At 71.6% G+C, this 18,965-nt stretch carries 14 protein-coding genes and 1 pseudogene; 11 read left to right on the top strand and 4 right to left on the bottom strand.

Features of this window, described 5'->3' with window-relative positions:
* Window positions 1-44: 44 nt before the first annotated feature.
* The 3 genes from QE359_RS15265 to QE359_RS15255 are packed head-to-tail and all read left to right on the top strand — an operon-like array spanning window position 45 to window position 2,082.
* Window positions 45-1,037 (top strand): transglycosylase SLT domain-containing protein, encoded by a 993-nt coding sequence (locus tag QE359_RS15265; RefSeq protein WP_309779831.1) that lies wholly within the window; start codon window positions 45-47, stop codon window positions 1,035-1,037.
* 14 nt (window positions 1,038-1,051) lie between these two features.
* Window positions 1,052-1,357: a hypothetical protein gene (locus tag QE359_RS15260; RefSeq protein ID WP_070416388.1), complete on the top strand. Its 306-nt coding sequence runs from the start codon at window positions 1,052-1,054 to the stop codon at window positions 1,355-1,357.
* Window positions 1,354-2,082 carry an alpha/beta family hydrolase gene (locus QE359_RS15255; protein ID WP_309779829.1) on the top strand — a complete coding sequence of 243 codons (729 nt, stop codon included), beginning with the start codon at window positions 1,354-1,356 and terminating at the stop codon, window positions 2,080-2,082. The genes QE359_RS15260 and QE359_RS15255 overlap by 4 nt, the downstream gene beginning before the upstream one ends.
* 89 nt (window positions 2,083-2,171) lie before the next feature.
* Here the strand turns inward: QE359_RS15255 and QE359_RS15250 are convergent, their stop codons facing one another.
* Window positions 2,172-4,064 carry a hypothetical protein gene (locus QE359_RS15250; RefSeq protein WP_309779828.1) on the bottom strand — a complete coding sequence of 631 codons (1,893 nt, stop codon included), beginning with the start codon at window positions 4,062-4,064 and terminating at the stop codon, window positions 2,172-2,174.
* A gap of 186 nt (window positions 4,065-4,250) precedes the next feature.
* On the opposite strand from QE359_RS15250, the gene QE359_RS15245 reads away from it, so the two are divergent.
* The 3 genes from QE359_RS15245 to QE359_RS15235 are packed head-to-tail and all read left to right on the top strand — an operon-like array spanning window position 4,251 to window position 6,990.
* Window positions 4,251-5,774, top strand: coding sequence for a hypothetical protein (locus QE359_RS15245; RefSeq protein ID WP_309779826.1), 1,524 nt, complete (start codon window positions 4,251-4,253; stop codon window positions 5,772-5,774).
* Complete coding sequence (locus QE359_RS15240; protein WP_309779824.1) at window positions 5,759-5,989, top strand: hypothetical protein; 231 nt, start codon at window positions 5,759-5,761, stop codon at window positions 5,987-5,989. Before QE359_RS15245 ends, QE359_RS15240 begins: the two co-directional genes overlap by 16 nt.
* Complete coding sequence (locus QE359_RS15235; protein WP_309779823.1) at window positions 5,986-6,990, top strand: tetratricopeptide repeat protein; 1,005 nt, start codon at window positions 5,986-5,988, stop codon at window positions 6,988-6,990. The genes QE359_RS15240 and QE359_RS15235 overlap by 4 nt, the downstream gene beginning before the upstream one ends.
* Before the next feature lie 222 nt (window positions 6,991-7,212).
* Here QE359_RS15235 and glgB read toward each other — a convergent pair.
* The 3 genes and pseudogenes from glgB to QE359_RS15220 all read right to left on the bottom strand — a co-directional run bounded on the left by glgB (window position 7,213) and on the right by QE359_RS15220 (window position 14,136).
* A pseudogene (gene glgB / locus QE359_RS15230) lies at window positions 7,213-9,865 on the bottom strand (1,4-alpha-glucan branching protein GlgB).
* A gap of 110 nt (window positions 9,866-9,975) precedes the next feature.
* Window positions 9,976-11,976, bottom strand: a complete 2,001-nt coding sequence (locus QE359_RS15225; RefSeq protein WP_309779822.1) for a maltotransferase domain-containing protein — start codon at window positions 11,974-11,976, stop codon at window positions 9,976-9,978.
* 141 nt (window positions 11,977-12,117) lie between these two features.
* Complete coding sequence (locus tag QE359_RS15220) at window positions 12,118-14,136, bottom strand: glycogen debranching enzyme (protein ID WP_309779821.1); 2,019 nt, start codon at window positions 14,134-14,136, stop codon at window positions 12,118-12,120.
* Window positions 14,137-14,194: 58 nt separating this feature from the next.
* On the opposite strand from QE359_RS15220, the gene QE359_RS15215 reads away from it, so the two are divergent.
* The 5 genes from QE359_RS15215 (at window position 14,195) to smpB (ending at window position 18,929) form a co-directional block, all read left to right on the top strand.
* On the top strand, window positions 14,195-15,358 hold the full coding sequence (locus tag QE359_RS15215) for a cysteine desulfurase family protein (RefSeq protein WP_309779820.1): 1,164 nt from the start codon (window positions 14,195-14,197) through the stop codon (window positions 15,356-15,358).
* A 61-nt stretch (window positions 15,359-15,419) separates the two neighbouring features.
* A complete protein-coding gene (gene prfB, locus QE359_RS15210; protein WP_070419094.1) occupies window positions 15,420-16,529 on the top strand; it encodes a peptide chain release factor 2 in 1,110 nt (369 codons plus the stop codon).
* 51 nt (window positions 16,530-16,580) lie between these two features.
* Complete coding sequence (gene ftsE, locus QE359_RS15205; RefSeq protein ID WP_070416382.1) at window positions 16,581-17,336, top strand: cell division ATP-binding protein FtsE; 756 nt, start codon at window positions 16,581-16,583, stop codon at window positions 17,334-17,336.
* Entirely contained in the window at window positions 17,333-18,247 is a 915-nt protein-coding gene (gene ftsX, locus QE359_RS15200; protein WP_070416381.1) for a permease-like cell division protein FtsX, read from the top strand. Before ftsE ends, ftsX begins: the two co-directional genes overlap by 4 nt.
* A 205-nt stretch (window positions 18,248-18,452) precedes the next feature.
* Window positions 18,453-18,929: an SsrA-binding protein SmpB gene (gene smpB, locus QE359_RS15195; RefSeq protein ID WP_022907777.1), complete on the top strand. Its 477-nt coding sequence runs from the start codon at window positions 18,453-18,455 to the stop codon at window positions 18,927-18,929.
* Window positions 18,930-18,965 lie beyond the last annotated feature (36 nt).

The following is an 18,965-nucleotide window of genomic DNA, read 5'->3' as shown; positions in this document are numbered from 1 at the left end:
GGTGCTTCGCTTTCCGTGATCGTTCCGTTATCCTGGTCGAACTCATGGGCAGGCACACGGCAGACATCAGCTCCGACCGCGATACCCGCGAGCACCTCGGCCTCACGGCCGCCGGTGAGCGCCGCGCGGCACTGAACCGAACCCGCACGGCGGAGAACTCGGTCCTCCCGGCGAACCCGACGGTGGTCACGGCATCGGTGCCGACCGCTCCGGCCGTCGCCCCCAAGTCGGTCGCGGCGAACCGCGTGTCGGACACGACGGACGCGCAGGCGTCGGTCGCCCACACGGTGCCCGCCACCCCTGCCGACCCCCGCATCGTCAAGCAGCGTCGTGCCCGCGCCGTCGCCGCAGGGGCGAAGCCGTCGTCGTCGCCGCAGAGCATGAACACCTTCGTGCGCAAGCGCGCTGCAGTGCCGGTGCTGTCCTTCTTCGCGGTGTCCGGCATCGTCGTCGGCTCGCTGTTCAACCCGCTGCAGCCCGACGTGGCCCAGGCAGCGGTCTCCGCTCCGGTGCTCGTCAAGGCGCCGGCTGCCCCGCAGGAGTACACGGCGCACGGCACCTACGCCGCGTTCGACGTCTCCCGCGACGCGTACGGCGTGACGCTCCCGAAGCCCAAGGTCGTCGAGAAGCCGAAGACCGAGACCGACACCACGGATGCCGACGCGGACACCGCCACGGACGAGACCGCCTCGGTGAGCGCCTCGAACACCCTCGCGGCGGCCGCTGCGACGCCGGACCCGGGCAGCGCCCAGGCCATCGCGCAGGAGATGGTGGCCGCGCGCGGCTGGGGGACCGACCAGTACAACTGCCTCGTCTCGCTCTGGAACAAGGAGTCGGGCTGGCGCGTGAACGCGTACAACCCGAGCGGTGCCTACGGAATCCCGCAGGCGCTCCCCGGCAGCAAGATGGCATCGGCCGGCGCTGACTGGCAGACGAACCCGGCGACGCAGATCACCTGGGGCCTCAACTACATCTCCGGCGTCTACGGCACGCCGTGCGGTGCCTGGGGCCACAGCGTCGCGAACAACTGGTACTGATCGGCTGAACGCAGGTGCCGCGGAGCAACCGGCCGCGACGCCCTCGGGGCCGCGGTCCCGAGCAGGACGACGAGCCCACCGGTCTCGACCGGATGATGAGCTCGTGGAAGCGCACCGAGGTGCGTCGCGGGCGTGAGTACCTCGTGCAGCCCATCTCCGCCGCCTCGGCGCAGAAGGAGTACATCTGCCCGGGCTGCGGGGGCACCGTGCTGCCCGGCGTGGCGCACGTCGTCGTCTGGCGTGCCGACGGTGTCCTCGGGGACGAGGCCGACCTGGCGTCCCGACGCCACTGGCACAACCACTGCTGGAGCATCGCATGACCACCGAGATCCGGTCGAACACCGAGCTGCCGGCCCGACGCACCGACATCGAGCTCGTCACGGACGACCACCTCACCCTGGTCGGAGAGCTCGCCGAGCCGCTGGAGCACGCTGCTCGCGGCACGATCGTCACGCTGCACCCGCTGCCGACCGCGCACGGCTTCATGGACTCGCACGTGCTGAAGAAGGCGGCGGCCCGGCTCCCGGCCCTCGCGGACATCGCGGTGCTCCGCTTCAACTTCCGCTCGGTGACGTCCCCGCGCGGCACGTCCGAGGGCGTCTTCGGCGACGGCGTCTCCGAGGGGTTCGACCTGCGCGCCGCCGTCACGGACGTCGTGGACCGCGGTCTGCCGACACCGTGGCTCGTCGGGTGGTCGTTCGGCACCGAGGTGATCCTCAAGCACGCGCTCGAGCACGTCGAGGCCGGCCGGGTCGCCGGTGTCGTCCTGCTCTCGCCGCCGCTGCACCGCGCCACCGACGACGAGATCGCCCGCTGGGGGGAGGTGTCCGTCCCCGTCGTGGCCCTCGTCCCCGAGTACGACGACTTCCTGCAACCGGACGAGGCAGCACGTCGGTTCGCCATCGCGCCGAACGTCCGTGTCGTCCCGGTCGAGGGGGCGAAGCACCTCTGGGTGGGGGAGAAGTACGTCCGGATCGTGCTCGACGCGATCGCGGACCTCGTCGTGCCGGGCAGTGCACCGCTGCCGACGCACGTCACCGACTGACGGACGGGCCGGGTCGCGGGGAACGGGTCGCGTCGCCGACGCGGGCCGGTCCAGGAGGCGCGGGTCGCGCCTCCTGGACCGGCCGACGCTCAGCGCGTGGTCGCGTCCTCGTCGTCGGTGACCGTCGCGTCGTCGGTGACCGACTCGTCGTCGGGCTCGATCACGAGCTCGGCCGGCTCCGCGGCGTCGACCGACGGTGCCGTGCCGAGCAGACCGGTCGCGTTGGTCAGGACCCCGCGGAGGTTCTCGAGGTAGCCGGCGACGGCGTCGCGTTCGGTCCGGATGGCCGCGAGGCGGTCCTCGGACTCGGCGATGATCGCGGCGGTGCGCTCCTCGGCGTCGGCGATCATCTTGTGCACGCGGTCCTGGGCGTCCGCGACGATCGTGCGTGCGTGCTCCTGCGCGTCCGAGGTGCTGGAGCGCTCGAGGTCGTCGGCCTCCTGCTGGAGGCGCTCGGCCCGTTCGCGTGCCTCGGTCGCGCGGCGCGTCGCCTCGGCGAGCTGCAGGTTCGCCTCGTCGAGGTACTTCTGCGTCTCGGTGACCGTGTCGTGGTGCTTCTGCAGGTAGTCCTGCTCGGCGTCGTCGCGTCGGGCGGCGAGTTCCGACTCGAGGGTCGTGCGGGCCTCGTCGCGTTCGCGGGCGATCTCGGCACGGACCTCGTCGCGCTCGCGGGTGAGGTCGGCACGGGCCGTGTCGATCTCCTGCCGGAGCGCCGTGCGCTCGGCCTCGAGCGTGCCGAGCTCGGCGGTGCGGCGGTCGGCGATCTCGGTGTCGACCTCGGCGTGTTCGCGTTCGCGGCGGGCGGCGAGTTCGTTCTCGTGCTCGCGGGCGGCGCGTTCCGCGGTCGCCTCGGCCTCGGCGCGCTCCCGCTCGATGCGCGTCGCGTGCTCGTCGAGTTCGCGGGCGATGCGGTCCGCGGTCTCCTGCACCAGCCGGGCGTTCTCGGTGCGGGTCTGCTCCTCGTCGACGCGGAGCTGGGCGCGTGCAGCCTCGATCTCCTGCTCGAGCGCGGCGCGGGCCGAGGCGAGTTCGCGGTCCCACTCGGCGCGGGCGGCCGCGAGCTCCTCGTCGAGGACACGGCGGCGGTCGGCGAGCTCGGTGTCGAGCTCGGCGCGACGGCGGTCGACCTCGGCGGCGAGGTCGGCGCGTCCGGTCTCGAGCTCGAGCGCGTGGGCCTGCTGCTCGTCGTCGCGCTCACGGTGCCAGGCGGCGCGACCCTCGGCGATCTCGCGCTCGAGGGCGTCGCGGCGGGTGGTCTCGTCGCGGTCGAGGTCCTCGACGCGGCGGGCGTGGTCGGCCTCGAACACGCTGCGGCGGTGCTCGGTCTCGCGGTCGAGGTCGGCGGCGGCGCGACGGGCCTCGGCGGACTCGCGCTGGGTGACCTCGCGGAGCTCGGCGACCTCGTGCTCGACCTGGGCGCGCAGCGCGTTCGTCTCGCGGATCGCGACCGAGCGGACCTCGGCCGCCTCGGTCACGGCGGCACCGCGGATCGCGGCGGCCTCGTTGCGGGCGTCCTGCGTCAGGAGCCCGGCCTCGGCGCGGGCGCGTTCGACGGTGTCGGCCGACTCGGCGCGGGCACGGGTGAGCTCGTTCGTCGACCGGGTGCGGGCGTCCTCGAGCGTGTCGCGGGCTTCGTCCTGCGCTTCGCGAAGGGTGCGGTCGGCCTCGGCGCGGCTCGAGGCACGGAGCCGCTGCGCGTCGATGTCGGCCTGGCTGATGAGCCGCGTGGACTGCTCCTCGGCGACGCGGAGGGTCGACTCGAGACGGGTGCCGAGTCCGCTGTACGTGGGGGTGCCGGCCTCGTCGAGCTCGCCCTGCAGCTCGGAGACGCGTGCTTGCAGGAGTCGGATTTCCTTCGCGGCGTCAGCGCGGTCGTTGTTCGACTTGATGAGCTCGCGACGCAGATCGTTCAGCGCGCGGTCCACGTCTTCGCGGCGGTACCCGCGCAGCTCGGTCCCGAACTCTGCCTCGTCGTTCGCCACGTGTTCGCTCCTGGGTGCTCGGCGGAGGGCACAGGGAAGGCCCGGCCACGATTGTAGTGGCGTGCGGGGACGGCGGGCTGTGACCGCCGACAGCGGTGGGGGATGCGCCGCCCAGACTCCCTCGCTATCCTGGAGCGCTGATTCGCGCGCCGACACCCCACCCCCGGCGCGGTAGGGAGAAGATCCGTGCGATTCGTCCTGGCGATCGTCAGTTTCGTCATCGGTCTGCTGCTCGTCGCGCTCGCGGTCGGCCAACGGACCGTGTTCGAGCCACCATCGACCCTCGTCGCGGCATCGTCCTCGAAGAGCTCCGCCCCGGTGACCGTGATCCCGGGTTCGACGCTCAACGCCAACCCCGGCTACCAGCGCATCAACGTCTCCGGCTCCGGCAAGGTGTTCGCGGCCTACGGCAAGACGAGCGACGTCGACGCCTGGATCGGCGACGCGAAGCACACGACGATGCGGTTCGACGCCGAGCAGGCGAAGCTCGTCGGCCGCACGACCGGGTCCGAGTCCACCGTGCCGAACCCCGCGGGAAGCGACCTCTGGTACCAGGAGTACGACAGTGCCGGACAGTTCACCGTCCGTCTGCCCGAGGACGTCAGCGTGATCATCGTCGGCGACGGCACGGCCGCGGCGCCGAGCGACGTCTCGGTCACGTGGCCGCGCGACACCGCGACGCCGTCGGTCGGTCCGCTCCTCGTCGCCGGTGGCGTGTTCCTCGTCGGCGGCATCGTCCTGCTCGTCTGGGCGTTCGTGCACCAGCGTCGTGGTCGCGGACCGCGCCGCCGCAGCGGGGGCTCCCGCCCGCCGCGCGTGCGTGCCTCACGCCGTGCCGCGGCCGCCGGCGCCCAGGTACCGGTCCGCGGTCGTCGCGGCCGCCGGGCGTTCGTGGCGATACCGGTCCTGCTCGTCGGGGCCCTCGGTCTCGCCGGCTGTTCGTCCGACTACTGGCCGCAGGGGGCGTCCGCGGCGAGCCCGACGCCCACCGCGACGGCGACCGGGACGGCTGCGCAGACCGAGCCGACCGCCGCCACGAAGCAGCAGATCACCCGGATCGTCCAGCGGGTCGCGTACGTGGCCAAGCGTGCCGACGATGCTCGCGACGCGACGCTCGCCGAGCAGCGCTTCACGGGTGCGGCACTCGACCTGCGCGCGGCGAACTACACGATCCGCGGCAAGGACTCGGACGTCGATGCCCCGCCGACGATCTCGGGGGAGCAGGTGTGCGTGGCGCTGCCGCAGCAGACCGACTCGTGGCCGCGCACCGTGTTCGCGGTCGTCGCCGAGGACTGCGACGCGAAGTCGGCCCCGCAGGCGCTGACGCTCGTGCAGGACTCCGCCCGCGACGACTACAAGGTCGCCTACGACGTCTCGCTCGAGGCCGCGGCGAAGATCCCGAGCCTCGCGCCCACGTCGATCGGCGCCGCCCTGCTCGCGTCGAACACGAAGCTGCTCGCCATCGCACCCGACGAGATCGCGAAGGCGTACGGCGACATCCTCTCCAAGGACAAGGACAGCTCGTACGCGTCGCTGTTCCAGGCGGACGGCGACGGCCTCCGGTCGACCATCGGCAAGGCCTACAAGGACAAGAAGTCCGAGTCGCTGCCGGACACCGCGAAGATCGAGTACTCGTCCGAGGTCCCCGACGACAGCGCCGTGGCGATCGCGCGACGGACGGTGCCGGAGCGCTCGTGTCCGCCGACCTGAACGAGGTCGAGAAGGTCACGCCGACCGCGGCCGGCGCCGAGGTGAACACCGAGGGTGCGGTGAAGGCGCTCTCCGGTGTCGACTCCAGCACGAAGGGCATCAGCGCGACCTACGGCGTGCAGCTGCTCTTCTACGTGCCCCCGGTGGGCACCGATGACAAAGTGGTCCTGCTCGGGTTCACGCAGGGCCTGACAGCAGCGAGTGAGGTGCAATGACCAACGTCCCCCCGACCCCGTCCGGTCTCCGCGGAGCCGTCGACCTGTCGTCCCTGGTGGACCGCGCCCAGCGGCCGCCCCAGCCCGGCGGGGCCGCTGCCGGCGGCCCCGGGTCCGGCGTCGCCGCCGGTGCTCCCGGCAGCGAGACCGGTGCCGACCTGACCGTCCCGTCGCTCGTCCTCGACGTCACCGACCAGACCTTCCAGGACGTCCTGCAGCTCTCCACGATCGTCCCCGTGATCGTCGACATCTGGGCCGAGTGGTGCGGGCCGTGCAAGCAGCTCTCGCCGATCCTCGAGCAGCTCACCGCCGAGTACGACGGCCGTGTGCTGCTCGCCAAGGTCGACGCCGACACGAACCCGCAGCTCGTGCAGGCGTTCCAGGCGCAGTCGATCCCGACCGTGGCCGCGCTCATCGGCGGACGCCCCCTCGGGCTCTTCGTCGGTGCGCTGCCCGAGGCGCAGGTCCGTGACGTCTACGAGCAGGTCCTCGCCGCAGCCGCCGAGAACGGTGTCTCCGGCCGCGTCACGGTCGACGGAGCGGCCCCGGCCGACGCAGTCGAGCAGGGCGAGCCCGAGCCGGAGCCGCTGCCGCCGCACCACCAGGCCGCGTACGACGCGATCGAGCAGGGCGACTACGCCACCGCGATCCAGGAGTACAAGACCGCGATCGCGCAGGACCCGCACGACCAGATGGCCGTCGCCGGGCTCGCACAGGTGTCGCTGCTCGACCGGCTGAACGGTCGCACCGCTGACGACATCCGGGCTGCTGCGGCCGCCGGGCCCTCCGACGTGCAGGCGCAGCTCGCGGTCGCCGACCTCGACATCTCGGGCGGGCACGTCGACGACGCGTTCGGCCGGTTGCTCGACCTCGTCCCGACGGTGTTCGGGGACGAGCGCGAGGCGCTCCGCGTGCGGCTCGTCGAGTACTTCGAGCTGATCGGCACCGAAGACCCGCGCGTGGTCGCCGCGCGCCGGCGTCTGGCGAGCGCCCTGTACTGAGCGCCGACGCGCCGGCGCGCCGGACGCGCCCGGCGCCGACGCGAGCGTCGAACCACGAAACCGACGTCGAACCACGGTCGCACCCTGGTTCGACGTCGGTTTCGTGGTTCCACACCGTGGTCCTGCACCGCGGTCGTGGTCGCGTCCGGGACGCGACCGCACGACGGACGGGAGGCGCGGTGCCGACTGGCACCGCGCCTCCCGTCCGTGTCGTGCGTGCGGCTAGCGCGCCAGCTTCAGCCAGACCGCGCCGAGCGGCGGCACCACGAGGTGCGCGGACGCCGGACGCCCCGCCCACGGGGTGTCCTCGGCCGTGACCACGCCGAGGTTCCCCACGCCCGACCCGCCGTACTCCGCGGCATCGGTGTTGAGGACCTCGTGCCAGGCACCGGCCGCCGGCAACCCGAAGCGTCGCTCGACCGGCACACCGGAGAAGTTCACGAACACCGCGAGCCGGTCGTCGCCGTCCTTCCGCAGGAACCCGAGCGTCGAGTGCGGTGCGTCGCCACCCTCGATCCACTCGAAGCCGTCGGCCGTGGCGTCGTGCGTCCAGAGCGCCGGCGTCTCGCGGTACACCCGGTTGAGCGAGGACACGAGGTCCTGCACACCGCGGTGCCCCGGGTCGTCGAGGAGCCACCAGTCCAGCCCGCGTGCCTCGGACCACTCGCTGGGCTGGGCGAACTCCTGCCCCATGAAGAGCAGCTGCTTGCCGGGGTGCGCCCACATGAACGCGAGGTAGGCCCGCCACGTTCGCGAGCTTCTGCCACTCGTCGCCGGGCATCTTGCCGTAGAGCGATCCCTTGCCGTGCACGACCTCGTCGTGGCTGATCGGCAGGGTGAACTGCTCGCTGAACGCGTACACGAACGAGAAGGTGATCTCGTCGTGGTGGTAGCTCCGGTACGCCGGGTCGCGCTCGATGTACTGCAGGGTGTCGTGCATCCAGCCCATGTTCCACTTCTGGCCGAACCCGAGCCCGCCCGCGCTGGTCGGCTGCGTGACGCCCGGCCACGAGGTGCTCTCCTCGGCGATCATCACGATGCCCGGGTAGCGCTTGTACGCGGTCGCGTTCGTCTCCTGCAGGAACGAGATCGCCTCGAGGTTCTCGCGTCCGCCGTGGATGTTCGGCAGCCACTCGGTGCGCGAGTAGTCGAGGTACAGCATCGAGGCGACGGCGTCCACGCGAAGCCCGTCGATGTGGAACTCCTCGAGCCAGTAGAGCGCGTTCGCGACGAGGAAGTTGCGGACCTGCGGCTGTCCGAAGTCGAACACGTACGTGCCCCAGTCGAGCTGCTCGCCACGGCGGGGGTCCGGGTGCTCGAACAGCGCGTAGCCGTCGAACTTCGCCAGGGCCCACTCGTCCTTCGGGAAGTGCCCGGGGACCCAGTCCATGATCACGCCGATGCCGGCGGAGTGCAGCCGGTCGACGAGGTACCGGAGGTCGTCGGGGGAGCCGAACCGGGCAGTCGGGGCGTAGTAGCCCGTGACCTGGTAGCCCCACGATCCGCCGAAGGGGTGCTCGGCGAGCGGCAGGAACTGCACGTGGGTGAAGCCCGTGTACTGGACGTGGCCGATGAGTTGGTCGGCGACCTCGCGGTAGGACAGCCCCGGACGCCACGAACCGAGGTGGACCTCGTAGACGCTCATCGGACGGTCGTGCGTGGTCGTCCGTGCCCGGTGCTCCATCCACTGCGCGTCGCCGTCGGACCACTCGTGGTGCGACTCGTCGATCACGGAGGCGGTCAGCGGCGGGACCTCGGTCCGCCGGGCGAACGGGTCGGCCCGCTCCACCCAGCCGGAGTCGGTGAGGAGCTGGAACTTGTACCGCTGACCGACGAGGGCGCCGGGCCAGAACAGCTCCCAGACACCGAGGTCGGTCAGGCGACGCATCGCGGTGGTGCGGCCTTCCCAGCCCTCGAAGTCACCGATCACCCGGGCTGCGGTCGCCCGCGGGGCCCAGAGCGTGAACGAGACGCCGTCCACGCCGTCGACCGTGGTGACGTGCGCGCCGAGGTGGTGCCACAGCTGCTCGTCACGGCCCTCGCCGAAGAGGTGCAGGTCGAGCTCGCCGATCGTCGGGGGGAACCGGTACGCGTCGTCGGTCGTCCAGGTGATGTCGTCGCTGTCGGTCGACGGGTCCGGGTCGTAGTCGGCCTCGACCCGGTACCGTCCGAGCTCGCCGGGGGTCGCGCCGGCCCAGAGGCCGTCGCCCTCGTGCGTGAGCTCGACGTCGTCGCCGTCCGGTCGGACGATCCGCACGGCGGTCGCGAGGTGGCGGACCACCCGGACGCTCGTGCCGCCGTCGACGGGGTGCGGTCCGAGGACGTCGTGGGGCTGGGACCAGCGGGCCTCGGCGACCTGCTGGCGGAGCCACTCCTCGACGGGGGCGGGACGCGGGCCGGTCGTCTCCGGCGTAGTGTCGGCCGGACGGGAGGCGCGGGTCGACCCCGCCTCGCTCGTCGCGGCGAGCGGGCTGCCGCCTTCGCTGGTCGGCGCGTCCGCCCCGTTGCCGGGGCCGTCCGTGTCGCCCGCGTCGGCCGACGTCGTGACGCCGGTCGCGCCTCCTGTGCCGTCACCGGCGGCCGCGGACCGCTCGACGGACTCGACGGACTCGACCGCCTCGACCGTGACGTGCCGCGGGTGGGCCGCGTCGGACGCGTGTCCGGCGAGCGTGGCCGATTCGGCGACGTCGCGGTCCGGCGCTTCCCGTCGGGCCGGGGGTGCACCGGGCAGGTCCTCGCCGGGCGCCGAGACTCGCGGCTCGTAGCGGGGGGCCGCGGGCTCCGGGGAGGCGGACGGACGCGGTCCTCCGGCTGCCGGCGGCTCCGGCGCGACGTGCTGTGCCGGGTGCGTCGGGCGCGGGGTGTCGGCCGGCATGCGGCGGGGCAGCTCGGGCGGCGGGGGCGGCGGCACCGGCGGAACGCTCGGCCCCTGCCCGCGGTCGTTCGGCGCTGCCGTCGGTGCGTCGTCCTCGGGGTGGGTGTCGGTCATCGGTGGGGTCCCTCCACGACGAGCAGGTGCACGGGTTCCTGGAACGCGTCCAGGCGGACGTAGTTCGACGATCCCCAGACCCAGCGCTGCCCGGTCACGACGTCGCGGACGTCGAACGCCTGCTCCGGGTCGAGGCCGAGGGCGGCGAGGTCGAGGTGGACCGTGGTCTCACGGGCCGAGTGGGGGTCGACGTTCGCGACGACGATCACGGTGTCGTCGCGCCCGGAGCGGATGAACCGTCCGGGCAGGTGCTTGGAGTACACGACGATCGCCGGGTCCTCGGCGTCGTGCACGTGCAGGTTCCGGAGCTGGCGGAGCGCCGGGTGCGCCTGCCGGAAGCGGTTGAGCATCGTCACGTACGGCGCCAGGCTCGCACCCTCGGCCTCGGCCAGGGCGAAGTCACGAGGCTTGTACTCGTACTTCTCGTTGTCGATGTTCTCTTCCGAGCCGGGGCGTGCGACGTCCTCGAACAGCTCGTACCCGGAGTACATCCCCCACGTCGGCGCACCGGTGGCCGCGAGCGCCGCACGGATCTTGTACCCGGCGCGGCCGCCGAACTGCAGGTACTCGGTGAGGATGTCGGGCGTGTTCACGAACAGGTTCGGACGCAGGTAGGCGCTCGTCTCGTGCGAGAGCTCGTCGAAGTAGTCGGCGATCTCGTCCTTCGAGTTCCGCCACGTGAAGTACGAGTACGACTGCTGGAACCCGACCTCGGCGAGGGCGCGCATCATCGCCGGGCGCGTGAACGCCTCGGCGAGGAACACGGTGTCGGGGTGCTCGTCGCGGATCTCGCGGATGACCCGCTCCCAGAACCAGAGCGGCTTGGTGTGCGGGTTGTCCACGCGGAAGATCCGGATGCCGAGTGCGATCCAGTGGCGCAGGACCCGCAGGACCTCGGCGACGATCCCCTCGGGGTCGGTGTCGAACTGGATCGGGTAGATGTCCTGGTAGCGCTTCGGCGGGTTCTCGGCCGTGGCGATGGAGCCGTCCGCGCGCACCGTGAACCACTCGGGGTGCTCGGTGACCCAGGGGTGGTCGGGCGAGCACTGCAGGGCGAAGTCGAGCGCGACCTCCATCCCGGTGTTCTTCGCCGTCTCGACGAAGTCGCGGAAGTCGTCCTCGGTGCCGAGGTCCGGGTGGATGGCGTCGTGCCCGCCGTCGGGGCCGCCGATGGCCCACGGGCTGCCGGGGTCGTGCGGGCCGGGGGTGAGCGTGTTGTTCGGGCCCTTGCGCGCGGTCGTGCCGATGGGGTGGATCGGCGGGAGGTACACCACGTCGAAGCCCATGCGGGCGACACCCGGGAGCCGTCGTGCCGCGGTGCGGAAGTCGCCGCTCTTCCACGAGCCGTCGGGGTTCTTCTTCGCGCCTTCGCTGCGGGGGAAGAACTCGTACCAGGCGCCGACACCGGCGCGGGTGCGCTCGACGTCGAGCAACTGCGTGGGCGAGTGCGTCCGGAGCGAGGTGAGCGGCGCTTCTTCGACCTCGCCCGTGATGCGCGGGTCGTCGACGGCGGCGAGTCGTTCGGCCGGGTCGAGGTCGGTGTCGCGGATGCGCGCCGCCGCACGCGTGGCGGCGGGGGAGTCGGTCTCGTCGGCGAGTCGGTCGAGGAGCGCCGCCCCGTCGAGCAGGGTGGCCTCGGTGTCGACGCCCGCGGCGATCTTCAGGCGGGCACCGTGCAGCCAGGACGACCAGTCGTCGGCGTAGGACTCGACGTGCCACGTCCACACGCCGGTGTGGTCGACCTGGACGGTCGCTTCGTAGCGGTCGGTGCCCGGGGCGACGAGCACCATCGGGACCGTCCGGGTGCCGCCGTCCGGTCGTTCGAGGACGAGGTCGGCGCCGATGACACCGTGCCCTTCGCGGAAGACGGTCGCACCGAACGTGATCACCTCGCCGTCGAACGCCTTGCCGGGGAACCCGTTGGGCGTCGTGGGGGCGAGCTCGGTGATCGGGATGCGCCCGATCTTCGGTCGGCGGGGTCGGTCTGCAGTGGCCACGGAGCCGACGCTACCCGGCGAGCGCCTCCGCGTTCCCCGGAACGTGCCGTCCGTGGAGACCCGGGCGCGCCGTGGCGCTGTGGAGGAGCACCGCGCGACCGTCGTGCCGGAGCCGACCCGCGCCTCCTGGACGGGCCGCCGTCAGGCGATCTCGAACACGTGGATGCCCGGCCCGTACGCCGTGAACACCTGACCCGCGGGCCGGAGCCGCTCGTGGTCGCGGTGCTTCTCGCTGGACCAGGCGAGCCGGTATCCGAGCACGTCCTCGCGCACGGGCAGCGTCATGTCCCGCGTGCGCCCGCTGCCGTGCACCACCACGAGGACGCGGTCGAACGGCTCGTGCTCCGGCGTCGACTCGACGAAGTACTGCAGTGCGCGGTGGATCGGCTGGTCCCACCCCTCGGCCGTCATCGGGTGGCCGTCGGGCCCGTACCAGGACATCCGGGACGCGCCGGGGGTCTCCTGCCCCTCGACGCCGAACCGGGTCGGCCGGAGCGCGGGGTGCGCGGCGCGGAGCCGTGCGAGCGCCGAGACGGCCTCGGTCATCGCCTCGGCGTCCTCGTCGTCCGACCAGTCGACCGGGGTGAGGTCCTCGGACACGACGTAGGCGTTGTTGTTGCCGTGCTGCGTCCGGCTCCGCTCGTCGCCGGCGGTGAGCATCGGCACGCCCGCGGAGAGCATGAGCGTCGCGACGAGGTTCCGCATCGATCGGCCCCGCGCCGCCCGCACGCCGCGGTCGGCGGTGTCGCCCTCGATGCCGTGGTTGAACGAGCGGTTGTCGTTCGAGCCGTCGCGGTTCTCCTCGCCGTTCGCCTCGTTGTGCTTGCCGTCGTACGACACCAGGTCGAGCAGGGTGAAGCCGTCGTGGGCGGTGACGAAGTTGATGCCGGCGAGCGGCCCGCGTGCCGTGTCGAAGAGGTGGCGCGAGCCGGTCAGGGCCCCGGCGAGCGCGCCGATGCCGGTGGCGGGGGCGCCGTGGCGTCGCTCCTCGGCGATGTCGGTGAGCCAGAACTGCCGCACGGTGTTCCGGAAGCCGTCGTTCCACTCGCTCGTCCGCGCGCCGAACGAGCCCGTCTTCCACCCGTCCGGTCCGACGTCCCACGGTTCGGCGATGACCAGGGTGTCCTGCAGGTCCGGGTGGTTCCGGATCCGCTCGAGCAGCGGGTGCGACGGGTCGAACACGTGGTCGGCGTCGCGGCCGAGCGCCGCCATCAGGTCGAACCGGAACCCGTCGACCTGCACCTCGCGCGCCCAGTAGCGCAGGCTGTCGACGATGAGGTCGGCCGTGGCCTCGACCGAGGTGTCGAGGGTGTTGCCGCAGCCGGTGGTGTCGTAGTACGAGGCGCCGTCGGCGGTCCACCGGTAGCGGTTCGCCCCGTCGATGCCCCGGAGCGAGGTCGTCGGGCCGCCGAGGCCCTCTTCCGCGGTGTGGTTGTAGACGACGTCGAGGACGACCTGGATCCCGGCGGCGTGCAGGAGCCGGACCATGCCCTTGAACTCGCGCAGCACCGCGGAGGCGCCCTCGGCCCGCGCACCGGGGGAGGCGTGGGCCGCGTGCGGCGCGAAGAACCCGAGCGTGTTGTAGCCCCAGGCGTTCTCGCGTCCGGCGTCCCGCAGCCACCGTTCGGTGTCGAAGGCGTGCACGGGCAGCAGCTCGAGCGTGGTCACGCCGATCCGGTGCAGGTGCGCGATGGTGCTCTCGTGGGCGACGCCGGCGTACGTGCCGCGGAGGTCCTCCGGGACGGCCGGGTTCGTCGCGGTCAGGGTCCGGACGTTCGCCTCGTACACGACGACCCGGTCGAGCGGCGTCGTCGGCTTGACCACCCCGCCCCAGTCGAACGCGTCGTCGACCACGACACCCGTCCAGCGTGGTCCGGTGCCGCGCACGATCCCACGGGCGTACGGGTCGAGCAGCGGACGCTCCGCGTCGAACTCGTCGAACGGACCGGCGGGACCGTCCACGAGCAGGTGGTACGTGTCCCCGGGTTCGACTCCCGGCACGGCACCCGCCCAGACGTCGCCGGACCGCGTCAGCGGGAACGTGCCGCGGCCGTCGACCACGACCGACACGGCCGTCGCCGTCGCCGTCCGCACCGAGAACCGCGGGACGTCGGCGGTCAGGAGGAACCCCGGGGTCTCGTCGATCGCCGTCTCGTGCATGGCACCAAGGGTACGAGGACCGACGAGTATCCTGGAAACGCTCGTTCAGGGGGTGCAGATGCCGGTCTACCTCGACCACGCCGCGACGACGCCGATCCTGCCGGAAGCGCTCGCCGCGTTCACCGCCGCGCTCGGCACCGTCGGCAACCCGTCGTCGATCCACAGCGCGGGGCAGCAGGCGAAGATGCTGCTCGAGGACGGCCGCGCCGCCGTCGCCGCCTCGCTCGACGCCGACCCGGTCGAGGTCGTCTTCACCTCCGGCGGCACCGAGAGCATCAACCTCGCCGTGAAGGGCATGTTCTGGGCGCGGCAGCAGGACCGTCCGCGCCCGCGCATCGTCGTCCCCGGCGGGGAGCACCACGCGACGGTCGACACCGTCGAGTGGCTCGAGCGCCACGAGGGCGCGGTCGTCGACGTGGTCCCGTTGGACGCGCAGGGTCGCGTCGACCTGGTTGCCCTGGAGGCGCGGCTCGCCGACGCCTCGGACGTCGCCCTGGTCACGTTCCTGTGGGCGAACAACGAGGTCGGCACGATCGCGCCGGTGTCGCGGATCGTCGAGCTCGCGCACGCCGCGGGCGTGCCCGTCCACAGCGACGCGGTCGCCGCGTACGGCCAGGTACCGGTGTCGTTCGCCGCCTCCGGGCTCGACGCGTTGAGCGTGTCGGCGCACAAGATCGGCGGCCCGGTCGGCATCGGCGCGCTCGTGCTCGGCCGTCGTGCGACCGTCGAGCCGCTCATCCACGGGGGCGGGCAGCAGCGCCAGGTGCGGAGCGGGACGCAGGACGCCCCGGCAGCGGCGGCCTTCGGGGTCGCGGCCGCGATGCCGCACGCGGACGTCCGGGCGCTGCGGGACCGGCTCGTCGCCGGGGTGCGGGCAGCGGTGCCCACCGCGGTGCTGATGGGGGACCCGGTCGACCGACTCCCCGGCAACGCGCACTTCACGTTCCCGGGCTGCGAGGGGGACTCGCTGCTCTTCCTGCTCGACGCGGCCGGGGTCGCCGTGTCGACCGGTTCGGCGTGCCAAGCCGGCGTGCCCGAGGCCTCGCACGTCCTGCTCGCCATGGGCCTGTCGGAGCAGGACGCCCGCGGTGCGCTCCGGATCACGCTCGGGCACACCACGACCGACGCCGACGTCGACGCGTTCCTCGCCGCCCTGCCGGACGCGGTGGCGCGCGCCGGAGCCGCGGGGATGGCGTCGAGGGAACCGCTCCTGGGACGCTGACCGGTCCACCGGGGCCGAGCCGCGCCTCCCGGGCTGGGAAGCACCGGTAGGATCGGTGATCATGGTCGAACTGGACTTCACCGAGCAGCTCTCCGCCCTCCGCGAGACCTTCGGCAACATCCGCTCGGTGGTCGACGTCGACCGCCTGCAGCGTGAGATCGCCGACCTCAGCGAGCAGGCCGGGGCCCAGGACCTCTGGGACGACGTCGAGCACGCGCAGCAGGTGACGAGCGCGCTCTCGCACCGGCAGTCGGAGCTGAAGAAGATCACCGACACCGAGCGCCGCATCGACGACCTCGAGGTGTTGGTCGAGATGGCGAACGAGGCCGACGACCAGGACTCCGCCGACGAAGCTGCTGCCGAGCTCAAGGCGATCCAGAAGACGATGGGCGACCTCGAGGTGCAGACGCTCCTCGACGGTGAGTACGACGACCGCCCCGCGGTCATCACGATCCGTGCCGGTGCCGGTGGTGTCGACGCCGCGGACTTCGCCGAGATGCTGCTGCGCATGTACCTCCGCTACTCGGAGCAGCACGGCTACAAGACCACCGTGATGGACACGTCCTACGCGGAAGAAGCGGGCATCAAGTCCGCCACGTTCGAGGTCGACGCCCCGCACGCGTTCGGCACCCTGTCGGTCGAGGCCGGCACCCACCGCCTCGTCCGGATGTCGCCGTTCGGCGCCGCGGGCAAGCGGCAGACGTCGTTCGCCGCGGTCGAGGTCATCCCGCTCATGCCGGAGACCGAGTCGATCGACATCCCCGAGAACGACATCCGCGTCGACGTGTTCCGCTCGTCGGGCCCCGGTGGGCAGTCGGTCAACACGACGGACTCCGCGGTCCGCCTGACCCACATCCCGACCGGCACCGTCGTCTCGATGCAGAACGAGAAGTCCCAGATCCAGAACCGTGCCGCCGCCATGCGCGTGCTGCAGTCGCGCCTCCTGCTCCTCAAGAAGGAAGAGGAGAACGCGAAGAAGAAGGAACTGGCCGGCAACATCACGGCGAGCTGGGGCGACCAGATCCGCTCGTACGTGCTGGCGCCGTACCAGATGGTCAAGGACCTGCGGAGCGAGCACGAGGTGAACAACCCCTCAGCCGTGTTCGACGGTGACCTCGACGGGTTCATCAACGCGGGCATCCGCTGGCGCAAGCAATCCGACGATTCCTGAGCCGCGCGCCTCGGTTGATTTCCGGGCGACGCGACCTACCCTGATCCGGTCATGATCAAATTCGACCAGGTCACCAAGGTGTACTCGGGCAACCCGAGCCCCGCCCTCGACGCCATCTCCCTCGAGATCCTCAAGGGGGAGTTCGTCTTCCTCGTGGGCGCGTCCGGGTCCGGCAAGTCCAGCTTCCTCCGCCTCGTGCTGAAGGAGGAGAAGCCGTCGCGCGGGCAGATCCACGTGCTCGGGCAGCGGCTCGGCGCCCTGTCGTCGCGCAAGGTCCCGTACTTCCGTCGCAACCTCGGCGTGGTCTTCCAGGACTTCCGGCTCCTGCCGAACAAGAACGTGTTCGACAACGTCGCGTTCTCGCTGCAGGTGATCGGCAAGAGCAAGGGCTTCATCAGCGAGGCCGTCACCGACGTGCTGAAGCTCGTGGGCCTCGCCGGCAAGGCGACCCGCATGCCGCACGAACTCTCCGGCGGTGAGCAGCAGCGCGTGGCGATCGCCCGAGCCGTCGTCAACAAGCCGGCGATCCTCCTCGCCGACGAGCCCACCGGCAACCTCGACCCGACGACCTCGGCCGGCATCATGGCGCTCCTCGAACGCATCAACCAGGGAGGCACCACCGTGCTCATGGCGACCCACGACGCCAGCATCGTCAACCAGATGCAGCGCCGCGTCATCGAGCTCTCGAACGGGACCATCCTGCGCGACGAGCAGTCCGGCGGCTACCAGACCCAGGCTGTGCCGATCCAGCGCGCGGGCGTCTCGAACACCACCGGCATCCAGACCATCCCGGGGATCATCCGATGAGGCTCGGGCTCGTCATGTCCGAGGTCGGCTCGGGCCTGCGGCGCAACGCGTCCATGGTCGTGTCCGTCGTCCTCGTGACCTTCATCTCGCTCACCTTCGTCGGCACCGCGATCCTGCTCCAGATGCAGATCAACCAGATGAAGGGGTACTGGTACGACCGGGCGCAGGTCGCGGTCTACCTCTGCACCGACACCGACACCACTGGTAACTGCACGGGCGCCAAGGCCACCGACGACCAGCGCAAGCAGGTCCAGGAGCAGCTCGACTCGTCGACCCTCAAGCCGTACATCGAGAAGACGTACTACGAGGACCAGGACCAGGCGTACGACCGGTTCAAACAGCAGTTCAAGGACTCGCCGGCGACGGAGTTCGTCAAGCCCGAGTACCTCAACGAGACGTTCTGGGTGAACCTGAAGAACCCGTCGCAGGCGGACGTCCTCGTCGAGAGCCTGTCGAAGGTCGCCGGCGTGCAGAGCGTGGTCGACCAGCGCGGGTACCTGCAACCGATCTTCAACCTGCTCAACGCCTCGTCGTACACGGCGATCGGCATCGCGGCGCTCATGCTCGTCGCCGCCGTGCTGCTCATCGCCACCACGATCCGGTTGTCCGCGTTCAGTCGACGGCGAGAGCTCGGCATCATGCGCCTGGTGGGGGCGTCGAACCGGTTCATCCAGACACCCTTCGTGCTCGAGGGGGTGATCGCCGCTGCCATCGGGGCCGTCCTGGCCGGTGGCGCGATCACTGCGGTGGTCTGGTTCTTCGTGCGGAACTACCTCGCGCAGCGGTTCTCGGGCACGGCGTTCATCGGCATGGGGGACGCGGCCGTCGTGGTGCCGTCGGTGATCGTGATCGGCATCGTGCTGGCGGGACTGTCCGCCTTCGTCGCGATCCGCCGCTACCTGAAGGTCTGACGCGTCGGCGGTCGTGCTGGCCGAGTCTCGGGCCGGCGGACACTTTCGTGCCTCCGGTGCCGCGGAAGTGTCCGCGTGGCCGAGTCTCGGCGGCGGCCGACACCGGCCCGGCGCGGGCGGCGCGCCGGGAAGGTGCGGTGGACGCCGCGCGTTGGGTAGTCTGTAGGGCTGCGCATCCGCAGCGACCGCACGGAAGGAGACACGCATGGCGAAGGAACGCGGCGAGAAGATCGTGGCGACGAACCGTCGCGCGCGTCACGACTACCTGATCGAGGACACGTACGAGGCCGGCATGGTGTTGTCCGGCACCGAGGTGAAGTCCCTCCGCGAAGGGCGCGCCTCGCTCGTCGACGGGTACGCCTTCATCGACGGCGGCGAAGCCTGGCTCGACGCCGTGCACATCCCCGAGTACACCGAGGGCACGTGGAACAACCACGCTCCCCGGCGCAAGCGGAAGCTGCTCCTCCACAAGCAGCAGATCGTGAAGATCTCGCACAAGACGGCGCAGGGCGGCTACACCCTCGTGCCGTTGCAGATCTACTTCCACGACGGCCGGGCCAAGGTGGAGATCGCGGTCGCGAAGGGCAAGCGGGAGTTCGACAAGCGCCAGGCCCTGCGCGAGAAGACGGACAAGCGCGAGGCCGAGCGGGCCATGCGCACCCGGAACCGCGTCGGCGAGTAGCGCGGTCGCACCTCGGTCGGCTAGACTGAGGGACTG

It is taken from the genome of Curtobacterium sp. SORGH_AS_0776 (genome assembly GCF_031453355.1).
In the GTDB taxonomy this organism is placed as follows: Bacteria; Actinomycetota; Actinomycetes; order Actinomycetales; family Microbacteriaceae; genus Curtobacterium.
This window is presented reverse-complemented; position numbering and strand designations above follow the sequence as displayed.

Bases quoted from the DNA above. Each gene is read 5' to 3' on its own strand.
- QE359_RS15220 (WP_309779821.1), bottom strand. From the start codon at position 14,136: ATGCACGAGACGGCGATCGACGAGACCCCGGGGTTCCTCCTGACCGCC.
- prfB (WP_070419094.1), top strand. From the start codon at position 15,420: ATGGTCGAACTGGACTTCACCGAGCAGCTCTCCGCCCTCCGCGAGACC.
- ftsE (WP_070416382.1), top strand. From the start codon at position 16,581: ATGATCAAATTCGACCAGGTCACCAAGGTGTACTCGGGCAACCCGAGC.
- QE359_RS15255 (WP_309779829.1), top strand. From the start codon at position 1,354: ATGACCACCGAGATCCGGTCGAACACCGAGCTGCCGGCCCGACGCACC.
- QE359_RS15265 (WP_309779831.1), top strand. From the start codon at position 45: ATGGGCAGGCACACGGCAGACATCAGCTCCGACCGCGATACCCGCGAG.
- QE359_RS15235 (WP_309779823.1), top strand. From the start codon at position 5,986: ATGACCAACGTCCCCCCGACCCCGTCCGGTCTCCGCGGAGCCGTCGAC.
- smpB (WP_022907777.1), top strand. From the start codon at position 18,453: ATGGCGAAGGAACGCGGCGAGAAGATCGTGGCGACGAACCGTCGCGCG.
- QE359_RS15215 (WP_309779820.1), top strand. From the start codon at position 14,195: ATGCCGGTCTACCTCGACCACGCCGCGACGACGCCGATCCTGCCGGAA.
- ftsX (WP_070416381.1), top strand. From the start codon at position 17,333: ATGAGGCTCGGGCTCGTCATGTCCGAGGTCGGCTCGGGCCTGCGGCGC.